Source organism: Paenibacillus sp. FSL H7-0918 (assembly GCF_038007025.1).
Classification (GTDB): domain Bacteria; phylum Bacillota; class Bacilli; order Paenibacillales; family Paenibacillaceae; genus Paenibacillus_AQ; species Paenibacillus_AQ odorifer.
Window position 1 is genome coordinate 62509 of sequence record NZ_JBBOWJ010000001.1, and the last position, 20740, is coordinate 83248.

General features: G+C 43.4%; 21 protein-coding genes. 7 read left to right on the top strand and 14 right to left on the bottom strand.

The genetic code is table 11. From position 1 onward, the window contains the following. Positions 1-352 precede the first annotated feature (352 nt). Complete coding sequence (locus tag MHI15_RS00450; protein ID WP_170914292.1) at positions 353-490, bottom strand: hypothetical protein; 138 nt, start codon at positions 488-490, stop codon at positions 353-355. A gap of 211 nt (positions 491-701) precedes the next feature. On the opposite strand from MHI15_RS00450, the gene MHI15_RS00455 reads away from it, so the two are divergent. Next, positions 702-1328: an FMN-dependent NADH-azoreductase gene (locus MHI15_RS00455; RefSeq protein WP_076128352.1), complete on the top strand. Its 627-nt coding sequence runs from the start codon at positions 702-704 to the stop codon at positions 1326-1328. A gap of 103 nt (positions 1329-1431) precedes the next feature. Here the strand turns inward: MHI15_RS00455 and rsgA are convergent, their stop codons facing one another. The 4 genes from rsgA to MHI15_RS00475 all read right to left on the bottom strand — a co-directional run bounded on the left by rsgA (position 1432) and on the right by MHI15_RS00475 (position 4909). Further along, positions 1432-2523 carry a ribosome small subunit-dependent GTPase A gene (rsgA, locus tag MHI15_RS00460; RefSeq protein WP_076133795.1) on the bottom strand — a complete coding sequence of 364 codons (1092 nt, stop codon included), beginning with the start codon at positions 2521-2523 and terminating at the stop codon, positions 1432-1434. 381 nt (positions 2524-2904) lie between these two features. Beyond that, the gene (locus MHI15_RS00465) at positions 2905-3576 is read right to left on the bottom strand and encodes an HAD family hydrolase (RefSeq protein ID WP_341164002.1); all 672 of its coding nucleotides are present in this window, start codon (positions 3574-3576) and stop codon (positions 2905-2907) included. Positions 3577-3736: 160 nt separating this feature from the next. Further along, on the bottom strand, positions 3737-4192 hold the full coding sequence (locus tag MHI15_RS00470; protein WP_036688004.1) for a DUF3939 domain-containing protein: 456 nt from the start codon (positions 4190-4192) through the stop codon (positions 3737-3739). A gap of 120 nt (positions 4193-4312) precedes the next feature. Next, positions 4313-4909: a DUF2087 domain-containing protein gene (locus MHI15_RS00475; protein ID WP_036688006.1), complete on the bottom strand. Its 597-nt coding sequence runs from the start codon at positions 4907-4909 to the stop codon at positions 4313-4315. Positions 4910-5088: 179 nt separating this feature from the next. Here MHI15_RS00475 and MHI15_RS00480 point away from each other — a divergent pair, with 179 nt between their 5' ends. After that, positions 5089-6093, top strand: a complete 1005-nt coding sequence (locus MHI15_RS00480; protein WP_076306040.1) for a YpdA family putative bacillithiol disulfide reductase — start codon at positions 5089-5091, stop codon at positions 6091-6093. A 1-nt stretch (position 6094) separates the two neighbouring features. Then, a complete protein-coding gene (locus MHI15_RS00485; RefSeq protein ID WP_341164003.1) occupies positions 6095-6538 on the top strand; it encodes a DUF441 domain-containing protein in 444 nt (147 codons plus the stop codon). Between the two features lie 70 nt (positions 6539-6608). On the opposite strand, the gene MHI15_RS00490 is transcribed toward MHI15_RS00485, so the two are convergent. The 3 genes from MHI15_RS00490 to MHI15_RS00500 all read right to left on the bottom strand — a co-directional run bounded on the left by MHI15_RS00490 (position 6609) and on the right by MHI15_RS00500 (position 9994). Then, positions 6609-7544 carry a DUF4179 domain-containing protein gene (locus MHI15_RS00490; RefSeq protein WP_076128342.1) on the bottom strand — a complete coding sequence of 312 codons (936 nt, stop codon included), beginning with the start codon at positions 7542-7544 and terminating at the stop codon, positions 6609-6611. Next, entirely contained in the window at positions 7537-8055 is a 519-nt protein-coding gene (locus MHI15_RS00495; protein WP_076128340.1) for a sigma-70 family RNA polymerase sigma factor, read from the bottom strand. The genes MHI15_RS00490 and MHI15_RS00495 overlap by 8 nt, the downstream gene beginning before the upstream one ends. A 190-nt stretch (positions 8056-8245) precedes the next feature. Beyond that, entirely contained in the window at positions 8246-9994 is a 1749-nt protein-coding gene (locus tag MHI15_RS00500; protein ID WP_341164004.1) for an ABC transporter ATP-binding protein, read from the bottom strand. Between the two features lie 122 nt (positions 9995-10116). Between MHI15_RS00500 and MHI15_RS00505 the strand changes: the two genes are divergently transcribed. Next, complete coding sequence (locus MHI15_RS00505) at positions 10117-10632, top strand: hypothetical protein (RefSeq protein WP_036688017.1); 516 nt, start codon at positions 10117-10119, stop codon at positions 10630-10632. 112 nt (positions 10633-10744) lie between these two features. Here MHI15_RS00505 and MHI15_RS00510 read toward each other — a convergent pair whose 3' ends face one another. Next, the gene (locus MHI15_RS00510; protein WP_036688019.1) at positions 10745-11062 is read right to left on the bottom strand and encodes a HesB/YadR/YfhF family protein; all 318 of its coding nucleotides are present in this window, start codon (positions 11060-11062) and stop codon (positions 10745-10747) included. Positions 11063-11555: 493 nt separating this feature from the next. Between MHI15_RS00510 and MHI15_RS00515 the strand changes: the two genes are divergently transcribed. The 3 genes from MHI15_RS00515 to MHI15_RS00525 all read left to right on the top strand — a co-directional run bounded on the left by MHI15_RS00515 (position 11556) and on the right by MHI15_RS00525 (position 16797). Beyond that, entirely contained in the window at positions 11556-13304 is a 1749-nt protein-coding gene (locus MHI15_RS00515) for an ABC transporter ATP-binding protein (protein ID WP_076184456.1), read from the top strand. Between the two features lie 58 nt (positions 13305-13362). Beyond that, entirely contained in the window at positions 13363-15450 is a 2088-nt protein-coding gene (locus MHI15_RS00520; protein WP_076304074.1) for an ABC transporter ATP-binding protein, read from the top strand. A 108-nt stretch (positions 15451-15558) separates the two neighbouring features. Further along, a complete protein-coding gene (locus MHI15_RS00525) occupies positions 15559-16797 on the top strand; it encodes a winged helix-turn-helix domain-containing protein (RefSeq protein ID WP_340010379.1) in 1239 nt (412 codons plus the stop codon). Here MHI15_RS00525 and MHI15_RS00530 read toward each other — a convergent pair. The 5 genes from MHI15_RS00530 to MHI15_RS00550 all read right to left on the bottom strand — a co-directional run bounded on the left by MHI15_RS00530 (position 16789) and on the right by MHI15_RS00550 (position 20680). After that, positions 16789-17253 (bottom strand): hypothetical protein, encoded by a 465-nt coding sequence (locus tag MHI15_RS00530; protein WP_038571625.1) that lies wholly within the window; start codon positions 17251-17253, stop codon positions 16789-16791. The two genes, MHI15_RS00525 and MHI15_RS00530, sit on opposite strands and share 9 nt — an antisense overlap. Before the next feature lie 44 nt (positions 17254-17297). Further along, positions 17298-18011 (bottom strand): hypothetical protein, encoded by a 714-nt coding sequence (locus tag MHI15_RS00535; RefSeq protein WP_340010381.1) that lies wholly within the window; start codon positions 18009-18011, stop codon positions 17298-17300. 14 nt (positions 18012-18025) lie between these two features. Next, on the bottom strand, positions 18026-18970 hold the full coding sequence (locus MHI15_RS00540; protein ID WP_340010382.1) for an ABC transporter ATP-binding protein: 945 nt from the start codon (positions 18968-18970) through the stop codon (positions 18026-18028). A gap of 251 nt (positions 18971-19221) precedes the next feature. Beyond that, positions 19222-19569 (bottom strand): four-helix bundle copper-binding protein, encoded by a 348-nt coding sequence (locus MHI15_RS00545; protein WP_036688030.1) that lies wholly within the window; start codon positions 19567-19569, stop codon positions 19222-19224. A gap of 91 nt (positions 19570-19660) precedes the next feature. Next, complete coding sequence (locus MHI15_RS00550) at positions 19661-20680, bottom strand: CobW family GTP-binding protein (RefSeq protein WP_341164005.1); 1020 nt, start codon at positions 20678-20680, stop codon at positions 19661-19663. Positions 20681-20740 lie beyond the last annotated feature (60 nt).

Sequence of the window (20740 nt, forward strand, 5' to 3'; positions counted from 1 at the left end):
ATGTGACTCAGTTAGTAACTTAGCCGTTAACTCGGCGTGTGACTGACTCAGTGTGTAACTTAGCAGTTGACTTGGTATGTTACTCAACAAATGACTTTGCATTGGTTAGCAGATTAGATGTAGTGGGTGGCCTGACCCTACTAAGTCACCTGCCAAAAGTGACGTTTGTCGTAGGTTGGCTTTCATTTGCTGCCCCTTTATGCTGAAGCAATCTGCCAGAACTAAAAAACGCAGAGCAGTGATCCCCCCTTAACGGGAGGATCACTGCTCTGCTATATTTACGGACTTTTTTAACCCAAGGACTCTGTCTCATTCAGCGAAAAATCTACTATTAGGAAGAGCTAAGCAATTATCAGCTGATCTTGTAATTCTTCTGCTCTGCTTTTTCAGCTTTCTGGATTCGAAGTCTAAATAGCTTCACTAAATTCTGACGCGTATGCTCTTCGTGACAGCTGTCCAATTTTTTAATGATAAACCGATCGATGGACATGTCAATCGCTCCTTTTAGATCATTCTGGAACTTATAGAGGCAGGAAATTATTTCCTGTTCTTTGTATCACCTATTAACCTTGTTTTCATTTTTTCAAACTCCTTAAGCGCAAACAAATTTCAAGAACAAAAAAATAATTTACAAACAAAAGATTACATGCTATATTAAATATAGTTAATATTAAATACACACATGCAAGGGAGAAATCATAATGTCTAAAGTTCTATTTATTAAAGCAAACAACCGTCCAGCAGAACAATCCGTAAGTGTTAAGCTGTACAATGAATTCTTGGAGAGCTACAAACTCAACCACCCAGAAGATGAAATCACTGAGCTTGATCTGTTCGCAGAGCAACTTCCATACTACGACAATACCCTGATCACTGGTATGTATAAAGCCGCTCAAGGATACGAAGCAACACCTGAGGAAGCAGCTGGTGCCGCTATCGTTAATAAATATCTTAATCAGTTCATCGCTGCAGATAAGGTAGTATTCGGTTTCCCACTGTGGAACATGACTGTACCTGCTGTATTGCACACTTATGTAGATTACCTTTGCCAAGCTGGTAAAACATTCTCTTACACTGCTGAAGGTCCAGTTGGTCTTTTGACAGGTAAAAAAGCAATCGTTCTGAATGCAAGAGGCGGTATCTACTCTGAAGGTCCTGCTGCAAGTGCTGAAATGGCAGTAAACTTCATCGTTGGTAACCTTAACCTGTGGGGAATTAAAGATATTACACAAGTAATCATCGAAGGCCACAACCAACTTCCAGCACAATCCGCTGAAATCATTGAAAACGGATTGCAACTGGCTAAGGAAACTGCTGCATCCTTCTAAACCATAACCGTTTAGATTCAATTCAATAATGAAGGGCGCCCCTTAGCTGTCAAAAGCTAAGGGGCGCCCTTTTTCAATGTCTATGCCGTTATATCAATTCTTTTTAATATTCATCCAGCTCTTTACGCCATCCGTATCCTCTGGTTCTGGATGAACTCACTTTAGTGGAAGCTGCGCTTTTTCTCTTAAGCTTGGCTTCTTTATTATTTTGGTACAATACTTCTCGTTGTGTTTTTCGGTAGTTGAATAGTCTCTTCTCTTCCAGTTCACCTGTTTGGACTGCTTCCAGTACAGCACAGCCCTCTTCGCGTTCATGTCTACAGTTACTAAACCGGCACTTAGAAGCTAGACCGCTGATATCACTAAACGCTAGATCAAGACCACCTTCATCTTCCCAGAGCTGCAGCTCCCGCATCCCCGGTGTATCTACGATAATCCCCCCATCCGGCAAAACAAACAGTTCACGGTGGGTAGTAGTATGACGTCCGCGGCTATCCCCTTCTCTAACATCCTGCGTAATCTGAAGGTTCTTCCCGCATAGCCAGTTGACCATTGTCGACTTCCCACAACCGGAAGAGCCCGTAAGAGCTACTGTTTGACCCTCACCAATGTAAGGCAGCAGCTTCTCGCGTCCTTCATCTTGTATTGCACTAACAGCATGTACTGATACTCCGGGAGCCGCGCTCTCCATTTCAGCGATTTTACTGTCTGCATCCGGACAAAGATCCGCTTTAGTGAGTAGAATAACTGGATTTGCCCCACTATTCCAAGCCATGATCAGATATCTCTCCATCCGGCGAACATTAAAGTCATCATTCAACGCGCTGACCAGAAATAACGTGTCTACATTGGAAGCAACAATTTGCTCATCTTGTGTATTTCCTGCGACCTTGCGTGAGATCACACTCTGCCGAGGCAATACGCCATGTATGATTCCATGCTCGCCGCCATCTTGCATCGCCAATGCTACCCAGTCTCCAATGGCAGGAAAATCACCCGAGGCTACAAATGTGTGTCTCAGCTTCCCGGCAAGCTCTCCCCACGTCTCTCCTACATCAGTTAACACCTTGTACTTACTGCCAAAGTCACCAACGATTCTCCCGGGAATAAATTGTTTATCCTCTGCATGACTCCACTTTTCATTCCATTTTGTACTCCAGTTTTCATTCCAACCATATTGCTTTATGCTATTCATTCATTTCCTCCTAAAAGATATGTTTATGTTTTTTCTTGCCCCTTGGCGTTTTCCGAGAACACAAAAAGCCGCCGGAAATAAAGACTCCGGCGGCGGTATATAGACATGTGGATTTATTACACCAAATCCAATCTTTCTACACACGCAAAAAAGCCACCGGACCCTATACGGTTCCCGGTGGCTCTAATAAGCGTAATTGAGCTTACCTGCTAAACTGCACGAATCAATTATTCGGCAGCAGCTGTTCCCGGAAGACACGTATCCACAACAGTTGAGTTCATTACATTTAAAACTGTCATAAAACATCGTCTCCTTCCGAAATTTAAGATGCTGTTATCATAATTGGTGCAGCAGTAAAATGTCAACCCCAAATTTTCCAGATTACAAAATAGCCTTTAATTCTTTCAGCTCACAGATCATTTTCCAAGGTTGGATGTCCAACTGATCGTCCCAAGGATGTTTCCTTTGCAGCCATATCCCTTCAAGGCCAGCCTTACCTGCACCCCAGATATCATTTATCGGATGATCCCCTATAAACAAGGTTTGATCCGCAGAGGCACCCAACCTGTCTAAAGCTAATTGATAAATCGCAGGATCAGGCTTCGCAATGCCAACTTCTCCAGATATAACAATAGCCTTGAAGTACTCTCGCAGGCCGAGAATATCAATTTTGGTGTTCTGGATTTCTTTTTTACCGTTGGTGACCAGCCCCAAAGTATATCCACGCTCCACGCAATACTCCAGAACCTCCAAAGCATGCTCCATGGCTGCACCATGATTGATGTAGCTCGCATCATAATACGCTCGGATATGTTCAGCCGTCACAGGCTTTTCCCAAGGCAGGATCTCACTAAGTTCTAAGAAAAATCCGTCTTTATCACGGTAGCCATCAGCGTCTCTGTGGATCATATCCTCGATCACGGCCTGCGCTTCCGCAGGTTCAAGATGCCCAAGAAAATCCTGCACGAACTGAGTGCTAAAGCTGCGAAATGTATAGTCGCGATCCATTAAAGTATTGTCCAGATCAAATAAAATAGCTTGTACTTCCTTCATCAAGCAATTCCCCTTACATGCTGTTAATTTTCAAACCTAACCTACAGAATGTAATTGTACTATGCCTTTAGAGACAAAGAAAAGACTATTCAACAAAAAGGATTTGTGGCTTCCCTTTTACTGAACAGTCTTTGTGAAGATTCATATCTGCGTCATTCCTTTACTCGAAATGCTCTGCCCGATGGGTCAGCATCATTTCTTCATCCGTAATATACAGCGGAAAAGGAGGTGTTTCTTTTAGATAACTTTCTGTAGATAACAACCGATAATGAACCTCTGGCAACCAGGTGTCTTCAAGCAGTGGTAGCTTGCCTGTATCACTAATATAACTGTCTACAGCAGCTTGAACTAAATCCAGATAATACGGTACTAACTTGTCTTCTTCCTCGAAAATTTCATAGGTCTCTCGAGACATATAGAAATTCCGTTCGGGTATTCCACCCAAATAACGTTTCAGACGACTCATATCGATTCTTTTGTCCTCTAAGATTAATGCTGTTCTATTAATAGGTCCAGGCATATCTTCTTCGAACTTTCGAATCGCCTGTTTCACTTGAGGTAATGTGACGGTTACATGATCTGATTTGGGTTGCTTTTTTGTGCGTTTAAATAACATAACGAAAGTCTCCTTTCTAAATATGTCTCAGATAACGCTTACAATTCCATTTTATTCGAAATTCGAATAATTAATCAGTACATTTCAAATCGACACAGAATGTTAATATTTAAAAGATCATTATTTGACATATTCCCACCGAGTCCATACTTCTCGAGGATTTAGTTCATACTTGTCCTTCTCACGATACATAAACTGATGCATGATGAATTCACGACGAATAGTGGCAAAATCTTCATGAAACTGCTTAATAAACTCATTGATTTCCTTTTCCGTATAAACAACACCTGGCTCTAGCTTCTCAACCATGTATTGAAGCGCTATCAATTTCTTCTTGTATTGTGCGGGAATTTGCCGCAGCCGGCCATCTTTAGAGAAAAAATTACGAATTACAGTATCCTGAAGACTATTCTCAGGCAATTGCTCTTCCATATTCTCAGCTCCTTTCGAAAAAATAAATTGCAGTGAAGCTTCAGCCCCATTATTGATAAACTCCGGATTCAACTTAAAGTAAACTGTATTTTTGTCGCGTCTTTCCTTTATTAGAGCCGCTTCACGTAATTTAGCCGCATGATGAGTGACTGTAGGCTGCGATAAATTCAACTTCTCAGCCAGCGCTTGCCCGTGCATTTCTCCTTGGGACAGAAGCAACAATAAGCGAAGACGCGTTGGATCAGCTAAAGCTTTATGATAACTCACGATTTTCTCCAACTGCACTGGGTTCACGCTCCTAGAATTTCACAATACATTGATACATTAGATATATATCTAATTATATAATAATCAACGTTGTTCTTGCAATGGATATTATACTCAATCTGCTCTTATGGAAAAATTCATGAATTTAGGGTAGGATTTAAAGAAAAGATAGTAACAATCAGGAGGTAACCCGCTTTATGAAAGATGTCATTATTATCGGTGCAGGTCCTTGCGGCCTCTCGGCAGCTATTGAATGCCAACGCCAAGGTCTGTCCAGCCTTATCATTGAAAAAAGCTTTATTGTGCACTCCATTTATTTGTATCCAACAAATATGCAATTTTTCAGTACGGCTCAGTTATTAGAAATCGGGGATATTCCTTTCACTTCGACCAACGACAAGCCTTACCGTCATGAAGCGCTTGTCTATTATCGCCGAGCCGCCGAGCAATATGGTCTAGAGATCGCCGCTTATGAAGAAGCTTTATCCATTGAGCCGCTTGAAGATGGAACCTTTGCCGTACATACGTCAAATATGCGTGGTGAGCATCAAAAACGTATCACTGCAAATGTAGTTATAGCAACAGGTTATTTTGATCAGCCGAATATGATTGGCATTCCAGGTGAAGAACTACCTAAAGTTACTCATTATTTCGGTGAAGCCCATCCTTACACGGGAATGAAGGTAACTGTAATTGGCGGCAGTAATTCCGCAGTAGATGCAGCGCTGGAGCTTATGCGTGTAGGAGCTACGGTAGATATGGTATATCGTGGTGAAAGCATCTCAGAGAATATTAAACCTTGGGTTCGGCCAATCTTTGAAGGCATGGTGCAAAAAGGGAAAATCACTCTGCACTTAGGCTCGCGTGTCACTGAAATTACTGCAAGCTCAGTAATTGTTACGGATCATAAGGGGGACAAGAAAGCATTGGATAATGATTTCGTTCTTGCCTTGACTGGCTTCCGTCCGAGCCGTACCCTCCTCACTTCAGCGGGTGTGATCATGGATGACGACATGGATAAGCCTGCTTTTAACACCTCTACCATGGAAAGTAATGTTCCAGGGTTGTATGTTGCTGGAGTAATCGCCTCCGGCCGCAATGCTAACGAAGTGTTTATTGAGACCGGAAGAGGGCATGGTAAGCTTATTGCAGATCACATTGTGTCAAAAGAAAGTTCTAATCCTAAGGAGTTGAAACATTAAGATGGACATGACCTCTTTGCTTTTGCTTGGACTTGCAGCGCTTGGAATTATCAGCAGCAATTCCCCTGTAACAATAGCAATGGTCATCCTATTACTGCTAAGAGTACTTGGCTTACAGCAAACTTTTCCTTGGCTAGAAAAATACGGTTTAACCATCGGGATTATCATCCTGACCATCGGGGTCATGACCCCATTAGCCAGCGGCAAAATATCGCTGCAGACAGTCGGTCAATCCTTCTTGCACTGGAAGTCCTTACTTGCTATCGCTATTGGCATTCTCGTCGCTTTTCTTGGAGGCCGCGGTGCTACGCTCATGACCAACCAACCCACAGTTGTTGCAGGTCTGCTGATTGGCACGGTGATTGGGGTTGCGTTATTTAAAGGCGTTCCGGTCGGACCGCTGATCGCAGCCGGCATTTTATCACTTATGATCGGCAAAATGTAATAGAACAGCACAAAAAAGACCGCTTTTGGCGGTCTTTTTTATTGTGCCTTTTATAGAAGCCACTACATCACTATTCCTCCACCTGAGAAATGGACTGCGGAATTTGCTGCACCGCTCTTTTTTCAACGACTAATAAATCTTCAACGCCATACTCTGTCTTAATTTTCTGCAACTGCTTCAAAGCCTCTTCTTCTGTATTAAAATATCCTGCTTCCACGAGATATAAGCCCTTCTCATCCTTTAACATCCGCACATCCTCTAACCCATATAACATTTCTTCAGCCATACCCAGCGCCTCACCAGAAGGCTGTGAGACCGTTCTTAACGAATATACAGAGCCCCCTTTTACTTCGTCTCCTTTCTCTTTTAACGTAATCACTACCTGTGCTGGCTCTTTATATTCCTTTACCTCATAAGCAACCGAGTCCGTAAGCGTGACATTGAACCGAATAGCCGAATCATCTAGCGTAATTAGTGGATAAGCATCCTGGACATATCGGCTTTGTTTTAATGTCTCCAGATCTTTGACTGCTGAGAATTTTCTCGCCCCACTTACTGTAATCGTCATTGTTGCCGGATTTTCCGTAAACTTTACGTTATATGAGCTTGCTAACTGTTGTGTTTCATCCGGATTTGCAAAATTCAAAATCAATTGATCGCTATTCTTCAATTGTTTCACCGAAATAAAGTTCACATCTACTCCATCCTGAATGGTTCCACCACCTGCACTTCCTTCCGTAAATTGCAGAACACTGACCAGCTTACCTAGAACCGGTATTTGATCCATACTACTCGCAAAAGCAGGAACCGTATTTACACCCACCGTAAAAGAAATCAATACAGCCGCAGCTACTGATCCTGTCCATTTCAAGGCACGTTTTGAAGAACTATTTTTTTGTTTATAGATTTTCCCTCTTTCAATTCCTTTACGAGAAGCGAATGATAGTTCTTTAGGAATTTCAATCTCATTATAGGCTTGCTGTAGACGTTCTAGTTGCTTATCCAAAGTACTCACTCTCCTCCATACTTATTTTTAATTTTTCCAAACCTCTATAAATAACGGTTTTGACACTGCTCAGGGGCATATCGAGAACTTCTGCAATTTCCTTTATGGGCAAGTCCTCCAAATATCTCATCACAATCACCATTCTTGATTTTTCATCAAGGCCGCTGAGCGCTTCATGCAAGTCCATAACTTCTTCCCTAGATTTCGGAGCATAGCTGCCTCCCAGCTCTTGATCTATATACACGATTTTTTTAGATTTACGGATAAAGTCCAGCGCACAGTTGACAGCGATCTTGGTGAGCCAAGTTTTAAAATATTGCGGTTGCTTCAATTTATGAATGGAGATATAGGCTTTGAAGACGGTCTCCTGCACAATCTCCAGCGCATCCTCTTGATTCCGCACATAGGAGTAGGCCATTCGGTATAAACGCTCCTGCATGCCGTCAATAAGCGCAGTAAAGCTGTCTTCATCACCTGCTATCGCCTTTTCCTCAAGCGTGGTTTTATTCACGTTCCTCACTTCCTTTCATGATGTTTATAAGCTTTAGACGCACATGATCTCCGAAAAGACTCAGATTCCGTTTAGAATTTTTGCCATAGTATAAGTTACTGTGTGCCGCCACCCTGATTGGAATTCAAAAAAAGTGGCCTTCTCTTTCGAGAGGACCACTAAGATGTTCAAGTATTTTTCCAAAAAAATATTAAGCGTCTAAATGCTGTACGTTAAATAATCGCGCATAACTACCCTCTATCGCCATCAGCTGTTCATGCGTACCCCGTTCAGTAATTTCACCATTCTCAAGTACGACAATCTGATCCGCATGTGTAATCGTTGACAGTCTATGCGCTACAATTAGTGTAGTACGTTCCGAAGAAAGAGACTGCAGCGCTTGTTGAATTAAATGCTCCGATTCCAGATCCAGCGCCGAAGTAGCTTCGTCTAATATAAGAACCTTCGGATCCTTGAGAAATACCCTTGCGATAGCAACCCGCTGCTTCTGTCCTCCGGATAGCTTAACACCACGTTCTCCCACTTCTGTCTCATAACCCAGTGGCAGCTGCTCAATAAAATCATGCGCATTGGCAGCTTTTGCTGCTGAAATGACCTCTTCTTCCGTGGCATTAGGTTTACCGAACAAAATATTCTCACGCACAGATCCGCTGAATAAGAAATTATCTTGCAGGACCATGCCGACAGACCTACGCAAGCTTTCCTGTGTTAATTCCTGTATATCATAACCATCCATTTGGAGGCTGCCTTTACTGATGTCATAGAATCTCGGGATCAAGCTTATAAGGGAGGACTTTCCTCCACCGCTCATTCCGACGAACGCAATGGTCTGTCCGGGCTGAATACTCAGATTAATATCTTTTAAGACCCAATCATTCTCTTCGTTATATTTAAACCATACATTCTCAAAAGCAATCTCACCACGTGAATCCTTTAGCACTTTTGCTCCCGGCTTGTCTACAATATCATAAGGCTCATTCAGCAGCTCAAGCACCCGTTCAAGAGAAGCAGAGGCTTGCGTAAGCACCGTCGAGGAATTAATCAATCTCCGTAGCGGGGAATACATCCGGTCCAGATAGCCAAAGAAAGCTACAAAGGTACCTACTGTCAAATTGCCATGAATGACCTGATAACCACCATATCCGATGACCAAAAGAGGTGCTATATCCGTTAATGTATTAATAATTGCGAAGGTCATAGCATTCCAGCGGGTTTGCGCCATCGCTTTTTTAAGAAAGTTACCGTTGATGTCCTCAAACTGCTTCTGATCCACTTTTTCCATCGTAAAGCTGCGGATGATTGATATCCCTTGAATCCGTTCATGGAGATAACCTTGAATGCCAGCCAGAGCTTGGGAACGATCTTTCGTTAACAGCTTAAGCCGCTTATACAATTTGTTAACTGCAATTGCGTAAAAAGGTAATACCGAGATAGACACGAGCGCCAGCACCGGATTTAAATAAAACATAAATCCCAAAGCAAAAACTAGTGTGAACGTGTCGAGCCATACATTCATCATGCCGACTTCGACCAAATTTTTGGTCTGCTCAACATCGTTAATAAATCTGGAGATGGCTTCTCCCACCTTGGTATTCTGATAATACCGCAGCGACAGCCGCTGTAAATGACTGTAAAGCTTATTTCGCATATCGAACAACACTTTACTTGTGATAAGCTGAGCAAAGTATTGGCGATAATACTCTACGGGCCCTCTTACGATAACAAATAAAATTAAGGCACCACCCAAAATAAGCATCAAATGTGATACCCGTTCCTCAATCCCCATGCTCGGGTTCATTAGGAGGTCATCGACCACGTATTTCAGAATCATTGGCAGTGTTAGCGGAATACTGAATTTGATCATGCCGATAAACAGCGTAAACACAATCAATTTCATATAAGGTCGTACAAAAGTAAAATATGATTTCCATTGCTTCACAGGAATATTCTGTCCCTTCTCTTTAGTGAGTTGCTAAGTACAGTTGACTTTTGCTCTCTACAGTGTTTTTATAATTTTAGATCATAAGTACAATTGCAGTACCGAACTTCAGGAGGATAACGATGTCTAGACAATTTGTGACGGAAGCCGTCATGATGGCGATTTACGGCCAGCTTCTCGTATCGAGCAGCCCTGTAGAATATATAGTGCCTTATACTACCGTGATGGAACTATACGAACTGCGAGACAGCGATGATCCGTTGATGAACCGTCCGGACGACGACAAGCATGTTAAGTTGAAGATAAGTGAGCTCATTGCTTATTTTGAAGAACCGCTCAACGCGAAGAAGATCAACCGCTGTTTAGCTGTGCCTTGGGCGAAAAGCTCAGGTATTCTCCTTGGCGGGCAATCCAAAATCACCATCATTAACAGTATGGATACCGCTGCCTACGGTGAGATGTTCGATCCCATCGAAACAGAGCTTCTGCTGTCCTCACAACGTGAGAAAGTACCTATCCTAACGGATCAATTTGAATTGATTCAACGGATCATCGAGGGTGGAGTTCCAGTTCAGGTGTACGATATTGACGACTTCGACTTCGCTCTGGAGGAAGAAACCTCACGCAATTTGCACTGATAACACCTATGTATCTCCAACTGGAATACCCTCATTTTAAAGACAGCATTTGAAAAGCCCATGCCTTTTGGCAAGGGCTTTTCCTGATTAAAATAAACAATCATTAAGACAACTATACCTGCACTTCGCCGGATACCGGCTTTGGTTCGTACTTATATTCAATGTCATCCTCTGACTCAGAGTATACGATAGATAGGTCATAACCTTCCATATACCACAAGTCCTGCTCCTCCATGTAGAACACAATATCATCCTGTTTGACCTGAATAGCTGGACGCCCAGGTGCTTCTGTAGCAATGCCCAGCGAAAAACCGGGGTGAAGTCCACCTCCCGAGCTATAACGGGGAAATAAACGAATATAGTCTCCATTCTTAAGGTCCAATTCTCTCTTAAACCAAGCTGCCGCTGCTTGACTAATTTCCATGTTCATTTCTCTCAGCTCCTTTGTATATTCTAATCATAACGAAAATAAGTCGATATTCAAACAACTTTATGCAATTAATGATTTCCCAATCCATTTAAAATTAAGTTTGACAAATTCGCGAACCGGATGATAAACTCTGAACATAACTAAACGTCTTCTAGTTATTACCAAATTAATGAAAGGGGTGAGCGCGGTGTTTACGAAGTTACAGCCATATTATTTTACTATTGTTGGAATTTTTACTCAACCGAATACCGAAGCAGCCCAAGTGATTAAGCCATCCTGAAGTTTTTGCGAGTCTTATGGACCGTATAACTTTAGTTCTTGAAGGTCTCTCACATGCTTGGTGCTGTAACGCACCGTGCGCATGATAGCTGTAAATTACAGGCATATCGTCCGTTTTCGGATGATATGCCTTTTTTGTTTGCTGAAGAGATAATCACTTGCGCTTTTATCAGCATCACAAGCAATCATTACAACCTGAAAGGAAGGGATTTACTTGTTCTCTGTTCTTCGCGATCTCGGCTGGTTTTTTCGCCGAGAAAAAAGGCGTTACCTGATTGGACTCATATTACTCATAGGTGTGGGCGTTCTTGAATTACTCCCTCCACGTCTGCTAGGCAATGCCATTGACGACATAGTACGCGGTTCGATTACTACAGCATCGCTTGCCAAATATATCGGCATGATCTTCATTTTGCTGCTAGTTATTTATTGGATTACCTACATATGGATGCACAAACTTTTCGGAGGTTCCAACCTTGTTGAGCGCCTGCTGCGCTCCCGATTTATGAATCATCTTATGACTATGACACCCTCGTTCTTCGAAAAAAATAGAACTGGTGACCTCATGGCCCGGGCAACCAATGATATCAGAGCCGTCTCAGCTACCGTAGGATTCGGGATGCTTACACTGGTGGATTCTACAATCTACCTTACGGTTGTGCTGTTTGCGATGGGCTTTCTCGTAAGTTGGAAATTGACCCTTGCAGCAGTATTACCATTACCTCTAATTGCAATAGCTATGATTTTTTATGGTAAAGCTATTCATGATCGGTACAGCTTAGCGCAGGATGCGTTCGGAGATATGAATGACCAAGTGCTCGAATCTGTCTCTGGTGTGCGCGTAATCCGTGCTTATGTCCAAGAGCGTCTTGATGAAAAACGTTTCTCGGATATTACTGAAGATGTTTACAACAAAAATATGGCCGTAGCTCGTGTCGATGCTTTCTTCGAACCAACTATCCGCTTCTGCGTCGGACTCAGCTACATTATTGGTCTTACTTATGGGATTTACCTTGTATTCCGCAATCAGATCACACTGGGTGATCTAGTCTCCTTTAATATGTACCTCGGTATGATTGTATGGCCGATGTTCGCTATTGGAGAATTGATCAACATTATGCAGCGTGGTGGAGCTTCCCTCGAACGTATCGACGAGACGTTAAACTCCAAACCCGATGTTCAAAATGCTGCCCATCCCGTACAAGTTCCCCACCCTACTCGAATCGAGCTTAACGATGTGACTTTCCGTTATCCTTCTTCGACGATAGACAATCTAACCCATGTCAACCTAACCCTGAACCAAGGGCAGACATTAGGTGTAGTCGGGCGTACAGGAAGCGGGAAATCTACACTGCTCAAACAATTGCTCCGCGAATATCCGACAGGTAATGGAGAAATCCTTATCTCTGGCGTGCCTATTCAACAGATTTCCCTGGATCAGCTGCATAGCTGGATGGGTTATGTTCCACAAGAGCAAATCCTTTTCTCCAAATCCGTTCGGCAAAACATTCAGTTTGGTCTAGACAACGCCGATGACGATACGATTATGCAAGCCATTACAGCTGCCGCTTTCCAGAACGACCTGGGCACATTGTCCGATGGTCTGGATACTCTAGTGGGTGAACGTGGTGTATCTCTCTCCGGTGGACAAAAGCAACGTGTCTCTCTGTCCAGAGCTTTTATCGCTAATCCTGATATTCTTATTCTGGACGATGCCTTATCAGCCGTTGACGCTCGTACGGAAGCTCAGATTATCGACAATATCCGGAATGAACGTGCCGGAAAAACCACATTAATCTCTACTCACCGTCTTTCTGCCGTCCAACATGCCGACATGATTGTTGTACTGGATAACGGACAAATCGTTGAGCGAGGTACACATCAGGAACTATTGGATTTGAATGGCTGGTACCGTGAACAATATGATCGGCAGCAAGTCGAAAATAACTTATCAAATGATTAAACTATAACCATAAATAAACGAGCTACGACTACGCAAAACATTTTAGGAGGTGTCACGGTTGACACAAAGTACAGGCAAACGCCTGCTGGAATATGCATTGACCGCAAAGAAAACCTTTATCGCAGCCCTTCTGCTGCTTTCAATCGGGGTAGCGGCAGAGCTGGCAGGTCCATTTATAGCCAAAAGCATGATCGACAATCACATGCTGGCCATCGAGAAGCCCTATTTCAGCACTACGTCTCCCGATAAGGCGGCTGAATATAACAATAATTTATACAAACGCGGCGATCGCTTTGAGCCTGGTGAAACTAAAGGCCAAGAAATTCGTGTTCTTCAAGCAGGGAGAAGTTTCTATTTTATTAACGAAGCTGTAACACAGCCTGACGGTGAACGAAAGTTCATCGATGGAGAGATGCATATCACCCGTGGTGATAACGAAGTTATCTATCCCGCGGTTAAGCTGTCGGCAGATGAGCTGTTCGCTTTTTACAAACCCGAGCTTCCTGGGATCTATCAGTTGGTCGGAATGTATGCTATTTTTCTTGTAATCTCCATCTTTGCTGAATTCGGAAAAACCTACTGGCTGCAATCTTCGGCGAATCAGGTAATCCGGAAGCTGCGGACAGATGTATACGCGCATATCCAGCGACTACCCGTTCATTTTTTTGACAATTTGCCTGCTGGTAAGGTAGTGTCGCGGGTTACAAATGATACCGAGGCGATTAAGGATCTATTCATTGCGGTCCTCTCCAATTTCAGCACCGGTATTATCAATATAACTGGCGTGTATATCGCTCTGTTCTTACTTGATGTCCGTCTGGGTCTGATCAGCTTGTTCATTGTACCTATTCTTGTGCTGTGGATCGTGCTCTATCGCAAAATTGCGACCAAATACAATACGATCATTCGCTCACGTCTAAGTGAAATTAACGCCATTATTAATGAATCGATTCAGGGGATGTCAATCGTCCGGATATTCCGCCGTCAGAAGCAGCTTAGTGCAGAATTTGAGAACCTGAACGATGATTACTTGAAATATCAGAATAAAATGTTAAATCTGAATGCTTTCACGTCCCACAATCTGGTGAACTCACTTCGCAGTCTCTCTTTTGTGATGGTGCTTTGGTATTTCGGACATGGCAGTATTACTGGTTCAACCTTTGTATCCTTAGGCGTTCTGTATGCCTTTGTCGATGTGCTCGGACGTTTGTTCCAGCCTATCACAGGTATGGTGAACCAGTTGGCGAACCTGGATACTTCTATGGTATCTGCGGGACGTGTGTTTACGCTTATGGATGAACCTGGAGAGAATGTTACGGACGGCTCCATGCCACGCTACAAAGGGAAAGTGGAATTTAAGAATGTATCTTTTGCTTATAAAAAAGACTACGTCCTGCGCGATATCTCCTTTGAAGCACGCCCGGGTGAAACTGTCGCTCTTGTAGGTCATACGGGTTCCGGCAAAAGCTCAATCATCAATCTGCTGTTCCGGTTCTATGATCCACAAAAAGGCGATATTACGATTGACGGTCAAAAGGTCACGGATATTCCGAAGCAGTGGCTGCGGAATCACATGGGCATCGTGCTGCAGGATCCGTACCTCTTCACGGGCACCATTGCTTCGAACGTCAGCCTAGGGGATGAACGAATTTCCCGTGAACGGGTAGAACGTGCTTTGCGTGAGGTTGGTGCGGATAAGTTACTCGCTCATCTTCCACAAGGATTTGATGAACCTGTCATCGAAAAAGGAAGTACTTTATCTGCGGGTCAGCGGCAATTGATTTCTTTTGCGAGAGCTCTCTCCTTTGACCCAGCTATTCTCATTCTAGATGAAGCTACCTCCAACATCGATACAGAAACGGAAAGCGTCATTCAGGATGCGCTGGAAGTTCTCAAAAAAGGACGCACCACTTTCATCATCGCTCACCGCTTATCCACGATTCGCAGTGCAGATCAGATTCTAGTCCTGCATCACGGAGAGATCGTAGAACGCGGCAGCCACGATGAACTGATGGCGCTTGGCGGAAGATACTTCCGTATGTACCAGCTGCAAGTAGGTGCTGCTGCTAACAGCTCTGGCGATAACGCTGGCGCAAGCAACCGTCCAGCACTCGGAAACTTGCAACCCTCTCTTGAGAAAATGTAATTTACAACCCTGAGTCACTTCATTGTGATTCAGGGTTTTTTCCTGCTTGATCTTAGAACAGATGTTCTGTATTATGGAAATTAATACATAACCTTGGAGGAGCAAACGATGCTTACTTATAATTTGACTAAGAAACAAGCCAGGCTTTTTCTGCTATCTCATCAAAAGTTAACTGCTGGAGCTATCCCTTCTGGAAAACTTAGTATTTATGACTATGTTCGTCACGTAGGCTGCATCCAATATGACCCCCTTAATATCGCTGGCCATAATCATGAGCTGGTCCTCCAGGCAAGGATACCGGGATTCACACCAGAACTAGTCCAAGAGCTTCTGTATAAAGACAGGCTGCTCGTTGATGGCTGGGACAAGAACATGTCTATTTTTTGTACCGAGGATTGGCCTTATTTTAAGCGGAGAAGAACTGCTGCTGCCTCCCATCATCAGGCTAATGAGCCTGTAATGGTCGCTGTAGCACAGGTTCGTGAAGAGCTTCAGAAGCGTGGTCCTCTCTCCTCTCTGGATTTAGACGGAAAGGAAAAAGTAGATTGGGCTTGGGCTCCGACAAGATTATCACGAGCTGCAATGGAAAGCATGTACTTTTGGGGAGAGATTGTTGTCCACCATCGTGTACATACCCGGCGATATTATGATTTCGCTGAACGTTTGTTACCCTCAGAGCTGCTGAGTTCAGCCGATCCAAATGTCACGGAAGAACAATTTCATGATTGGTATGTGTTACGTAGAATAGGAAGTATCGGCTTGTTATGGAATAAATCTGGAGACGGATGGCTGGGCATATCCGGACTGAAGAGCAAAGAGCGTGCGGCGGCGATTCAGAGATTGCTGGAGAAGGATAGTCTCAGAGAAGTTTTGGTCGAGGGGATTAAGGTTCCGCTTTATATCCGCAGTATAGATGCTCCAACCTTGGAGTCTGTGATGCTGCAAGAATCTGAAGAGATTGGGCTTCAACCACGTGATTCATTTGCGGCCGTATTGGCTCCGCTGGATAATTTGTTGTGGGAACGTGAGCTGGTTCGGCAATTATTCGGATTTCATTACCGCTGGGAGGTCTATAAGCCGGCAATAGAACGAGAATATGGTTACTATGTACTGCCTATATTATATAATGATCGTTTTGTTGGCAGATTTGAACCGGTGATGGATAAGAAGAGCCAAACATTGAATATTAACAATTGGTGGTGGGAACCTGGAGAAAGCCTAACACCGGAGATGATTCCGGCATTAGGCGAAGCTTTAACTGCACTCTCTCGCTGTGTTAGAGCTTCTTCGGTTCATTTTAGACCAGAGGTTGTAACTTCTTGCGGATTAGAAGGATTATTACAATAAGTTTTCCTCCTCTAATCCAAGTTTCGTGAACATTTCTGTGCAGTAGCCTTGCAGTTTAACTTCAAGTCTACTTGCTTTATTTTTAAAACGTTTCAGCTCCCGAATCATTTTAGCCCTTCCGGCAGGCGTAAAGGTTTCCTGTATACGCTCTTTAAAGTAATCATGAACGATGTAATTACGTTGTTTCCACACTTCCTCCAACTGAGCGGTTTCTTGCTCCGAGAATGGAAAATGATGTTGGATTTCTTTGATGAGTTGGCCGAGTGAATTGCTGAGTTTTCGCTGATAAAGGTCTGTCAGATCTGCTTCTGTTGGCGTTTTTCCTTGTGATAGCTTAGTAAGCAATAGCAAGTTGGTAAGCTGCTGCTCGAGGGCCTGTCCATAATAAACTGCCAGTCCAAAATAGGCGAATAACTCTTTTGATTGTTCACTCTCAGGTACATATGTATCCTTCATCTTTTCCCCCACTTCTGTATCCTTGTTCCTTTTATCTATACAAGTTATGTTTTGTTGTAATCCCTCTGTCTTGATCTGTACAAATAAAAACCGATAAGCAGTGTTATATATACTAATGCTTGTGCAAAGGAACCTAACACCTCCGCTAATGACAATGTATCAGCTTTCATCATGGCCTCCATTACAGGAGTTACTGGCGGCAACAACCAGATCAAAAAATGAAATATACCAGGCAAACTTTCGCTGATTTGTGCTCCGCCCAGTGATAGTATAACGATAGCTAACAACATACCTGTCGCATGACTGCCTTTTTGAACCCAAGAAGATTGAAAGAATAGGGCAATAGCCACACCAAGCATACCCAATAATCCATGTCCTATGAGCGCGAGAATTAACCGATATCCCCCGGGTGATTCTGCAAAATGACCCGTTACCCAAGGATAAAGGACAATCAATAGATCTAGCAGCAGCGTTAGAAATGCAAGCGTTAAGATACCACCTGCACTATGTTTAGCCGCACTTCGCATGTGAACAACTGCAATCTGCCGATGAACAGCGTGCTCATGATTCAAAAAGCTAAGACTCATCCAAGCGCAGCTTATAAAGAGCATTACTGCTGTAGCGGCATAGCTATTCATAACTGGATTGGGCTTATAAGAATACAATATCAAGACTGCAATCACAATCCCTGCTAACGGGCCGAAATAACGCTGAGATCGAGTATAACTTCGCAGCATGTAAACGATAAACGGATACACGTAAGACCCCCTGTTCAACTCCTAGGATTCATCCATTTTTCTAAGTCATGCGATCCTCCGCGAGGTTCTACCGATTGTATTGAACCACCCGACTCCAAGATAACCCGCAAAAAAGTATCTGTTTCTGAACTTGTTACTGTCAACGCCGTACGTTCTATGTTACAACTATCCTTAAACGTATTTATTGAAATGAAACCTGCCATTTCCTTCAATTGCTGCAGTTTCTGAATCGACAGATTAGACAATAGTATGTATGTAGAGGGTTTTATGTTTAGCTTCTCTGACCCCTGAATTGACTTTACAATTTTCCCTTCATGTATCACATGAACCTGATCCGCAAGCAATTCAATCCATTGGGGTTCATGTACAGAGAAGACTATAGCAGTCCCCTTATTTCTCAAAACGATGAGAAGATCAGCTAACTTATTCATTGAGGGGAGATCAAGGCCCGACATAGGTTCATCAAGAAGCAGCAACGAGGGACTTCCCAACAAGCTTTGAATCAAATTAATTTTTTGCAGCATTCCTTTGGAGAAATTTAGCATCGACTGCTTGCGAAAGTGCTCCAGTTTAAAAAGTTGAAATAACGTTGTTAGCTCCTGTTCGATCCGGACTGGCGCAAGGCCGCTAATCTGACCCATACTTCGCAAGTACTGTTCTGGGGTCAGCTTCAACCCTGGAAACATCTCAGGTGCATAACCAATTCTCAGATTTGGATCCTTACAACTCAGCTTTCCTGAGGAAATGTGGACAAGTCCAGCTAAGATTGACAACAGGGTACTTTTGCCGGATCCGTTTCGTCCGATCAGAGCTGTTACAGTTCCCTTTTCAATAGTGAACGATACATCCTCCAATACGGGTCGGCGTCCATACTGTTTACTGATCTGCTCTAATTCAATTAGGGAAGTAGCAACACCTATACTACCGCCGGCAAAGTTACGATCTACTAAGTTCGCCACTTAACATTCTCCCTTCATATCTACTGTTAATTCTCCGGTTCCCTACGAATTTCCTCTTCTAGGAATCAAAAAAAAGAAAGAACTGCCATAGCAGCCCTTTCTAAAATTTACTTTCAATCCAGTATTTCTCCCCTATTTTTCTACCAATAGCATGAATCAAACAGACCTGGATATAAAAAACCAGACTATTGCTATATTTCTACAGCAACAGTCTGGCTATTAGTTCATATATGAGAGTTAAGTTATACGATTTACGCATATACCTCAACAGCATCGCTAATCAAACGGCATGCCTCTGCAGCTTTACGGCATGCATTAATACATTCTTGGCAGTGATTATGTATATGCTTGCTGCTTTCATCCGCGCATGCTTCACATATTTCTGCACATAGTTTTAGAATTCCAGATACAAACGGACTTTGACGGGTCATTGCTTGAATGGCATAAGAACAAATATCCGCACATTCACGATCGAGCCGCATGCTCTCACGAAGAGATGCAAGATCATATTCTTTTAGGCTTGAGACATAGCTGTAGTTACAGGCATTCATACTTTCGAGACAAGCGTCAATGCACTCCTGATATTGAATTCGGGTCATAGCCTTCAACCTCCTGCATTTTTAATGGTATGCCTTACTATTAACCTACAAGATTAGGAATGAACCACAGCTTCTTCTGAAGCAGAACGGATTACAGGCTTCTTTTGATCGTTCCAGGCCGAACTAAAATACGTCCTTCCATCTCCAGCAGCTTCGTGCGTAACTCACTGGATGAGAAATGTTCCCCGATAAATACAGCTACGTCTGGCACTTCACCTTGAGGTGTGATTTTCATAAAATCAGCTTCACGGTAAGCATATTGAAAAAGAAAGCGACTGGAGGTGTCATTAAAGGTCACAATGCCTTTAGCCCTATAAACATCACGCGGAAGCTCCTTGACGAACTGTTCAAAGGTCTCGCTGTTGACAGGTCGTTTGAAGTAATGTGTGTATGCCATCACGTGATCGTGGGAAGCGTGGGTGGCTCCTGAAGATTGCAGAGCTTCCTCATGCACATGGCTTTCGCTGTCTCTCTCTTCAAGCTGTGTATCCGTAAGAACTCCACCTGCGCTACGCAGGAGCTCCTCTGTGTCGATCTCACAACGCTCCGCTGGCATAATCGGTGCATAAGAATTCCATTTTCGCAGAACGGTTGTGATCTCTTCCGCTTCATCTGCTGAGACACGGTCAGTTTTATTCAGAATCAAAACAGAGGCGCAGCGAATTTGCTCCTGCATCAGTCGATAGGTTGCGCCCTGCTGCGCACGGTACAATTCGAGCAGATGCGCGGCGTCAACGACGGTGATCAAGCTTTTCAGCTCTACTTTTTGATACAGTGAAGTTTCGGTTACGCCATCTACAATTTCCAGCGGGTTCGCCGCACCTGTGGCCTCAATAACAACAACATCAGGTGATTCCTTCTTGATAAGAGTTGTTAGCTCTGTGCTGAGATCCCCTCGAATAGAACAGCAGATACAGCCGCCGAGCAGCTCTGCCATAGGAACGGTTTGCTCAACCAGCAGCCCATCCAGATTCACTTCACCCAGCTCATTCATCACTACTGCCGGGCGTAAGCCCTTATCTTTCCAATGTTCCAGCAGGCGCTGCAGCAGGGTAGTTTTGCCGCTTCCCAGAAATCCTGACAATATATACACAGGTACAACCTGTTCCATGATTCATCGCTCCTTGCAAATTACGGGTATGGTAGCGAGTTTACTACATGATGCCAAAGC

Coding starts and splice junctions, on each gene's coding strand:
- MHI15_RS00470 (WP_036688004.1), bottom strand. CDS start 4,192: ATGTTATTTAAACGCACAAAAAAGCAACCCAAATCAGATCATGTAACC.
- MHI15_RS00525 (WP_340010379.1), top strand. CDS start 15,559: ATGCTTACTTATAATTTGACTAAGAAACAAGCCAGGCTTTTTCTGCTA.
- rsgA (WP_076133795.1), bottom strand. CDS start 2,523: ATGAATAGCATAAAGCAATATGGTTGGAATGAAAACTGGAGTACAAAA.
- MHI15_RS00455 (WP_076128352.1), top strand. CDS start 702: ATGTCTAAAGTTCTATTTATTAAAGCAAACAACCGTCCAGCAGAACAA.
- MHI15_RS00480 (WP_076306040.1), top strand. CDS start 5,089: ATGAAAGATGTCATTATTATCGGTGCAGGTCCTTGCGGCCTCTCGGCA.
- MHI15_RS00450 (WP_170914292.1), bottom strand. CDS start 490: ATGTCCATCGATCGGTTTATCATTAAAAAATTGGACAGCTGTCACGAA.
- MHI15_RS00550 (WP_341164005.1), bottom strand. CDS start 20,680: ATGGAACAGGTTGTACCTGTGTATATATTGTCAGGATTTCTGGGAAGC.
- MHI15_RS00505 (WP_036688017.1), top strand. CDS start 10,117: ATGTCTAGACAATTTGTGACGGAAGCCGTCATGATGGCGATTTACGGC.
- MHI15_RS00510 (WP_036688019.1), bottom strand. CDS start 11,062: ATGAACATGGAAATTAGTCAAGCAGCGGCAGCTTGGTTTAAGAGAGAA.
- MHI15_RS00485 (WP_341164003.1), top strand. CDS start 6,095: ATGGACATGACCTCTTTGCTTTTGCTTGGACTTGCAGCGCTTGGAATT.
- MHI15_RS00530 (WP_038571625.1), bottom strand. CDS start 17,253: ATGAAGGATACATATGTACCTGAGAGTGAACAATCAAAAGAGTTATTC.
- MHI15_RS00465 (WP_341164002.1), bottom strand. CDS start 3,576: ATGAAGGAAGTACAAGCTATTTTATTTGATCTGGACAATACTTTAATG.
- MHI15_RS00545 (WP_036688030.1), bottom strand. CDS start 19,569: ATGACCCGAATTCAATATCAGGAGTGCATTGACGCTTGTCTCGAAAGT.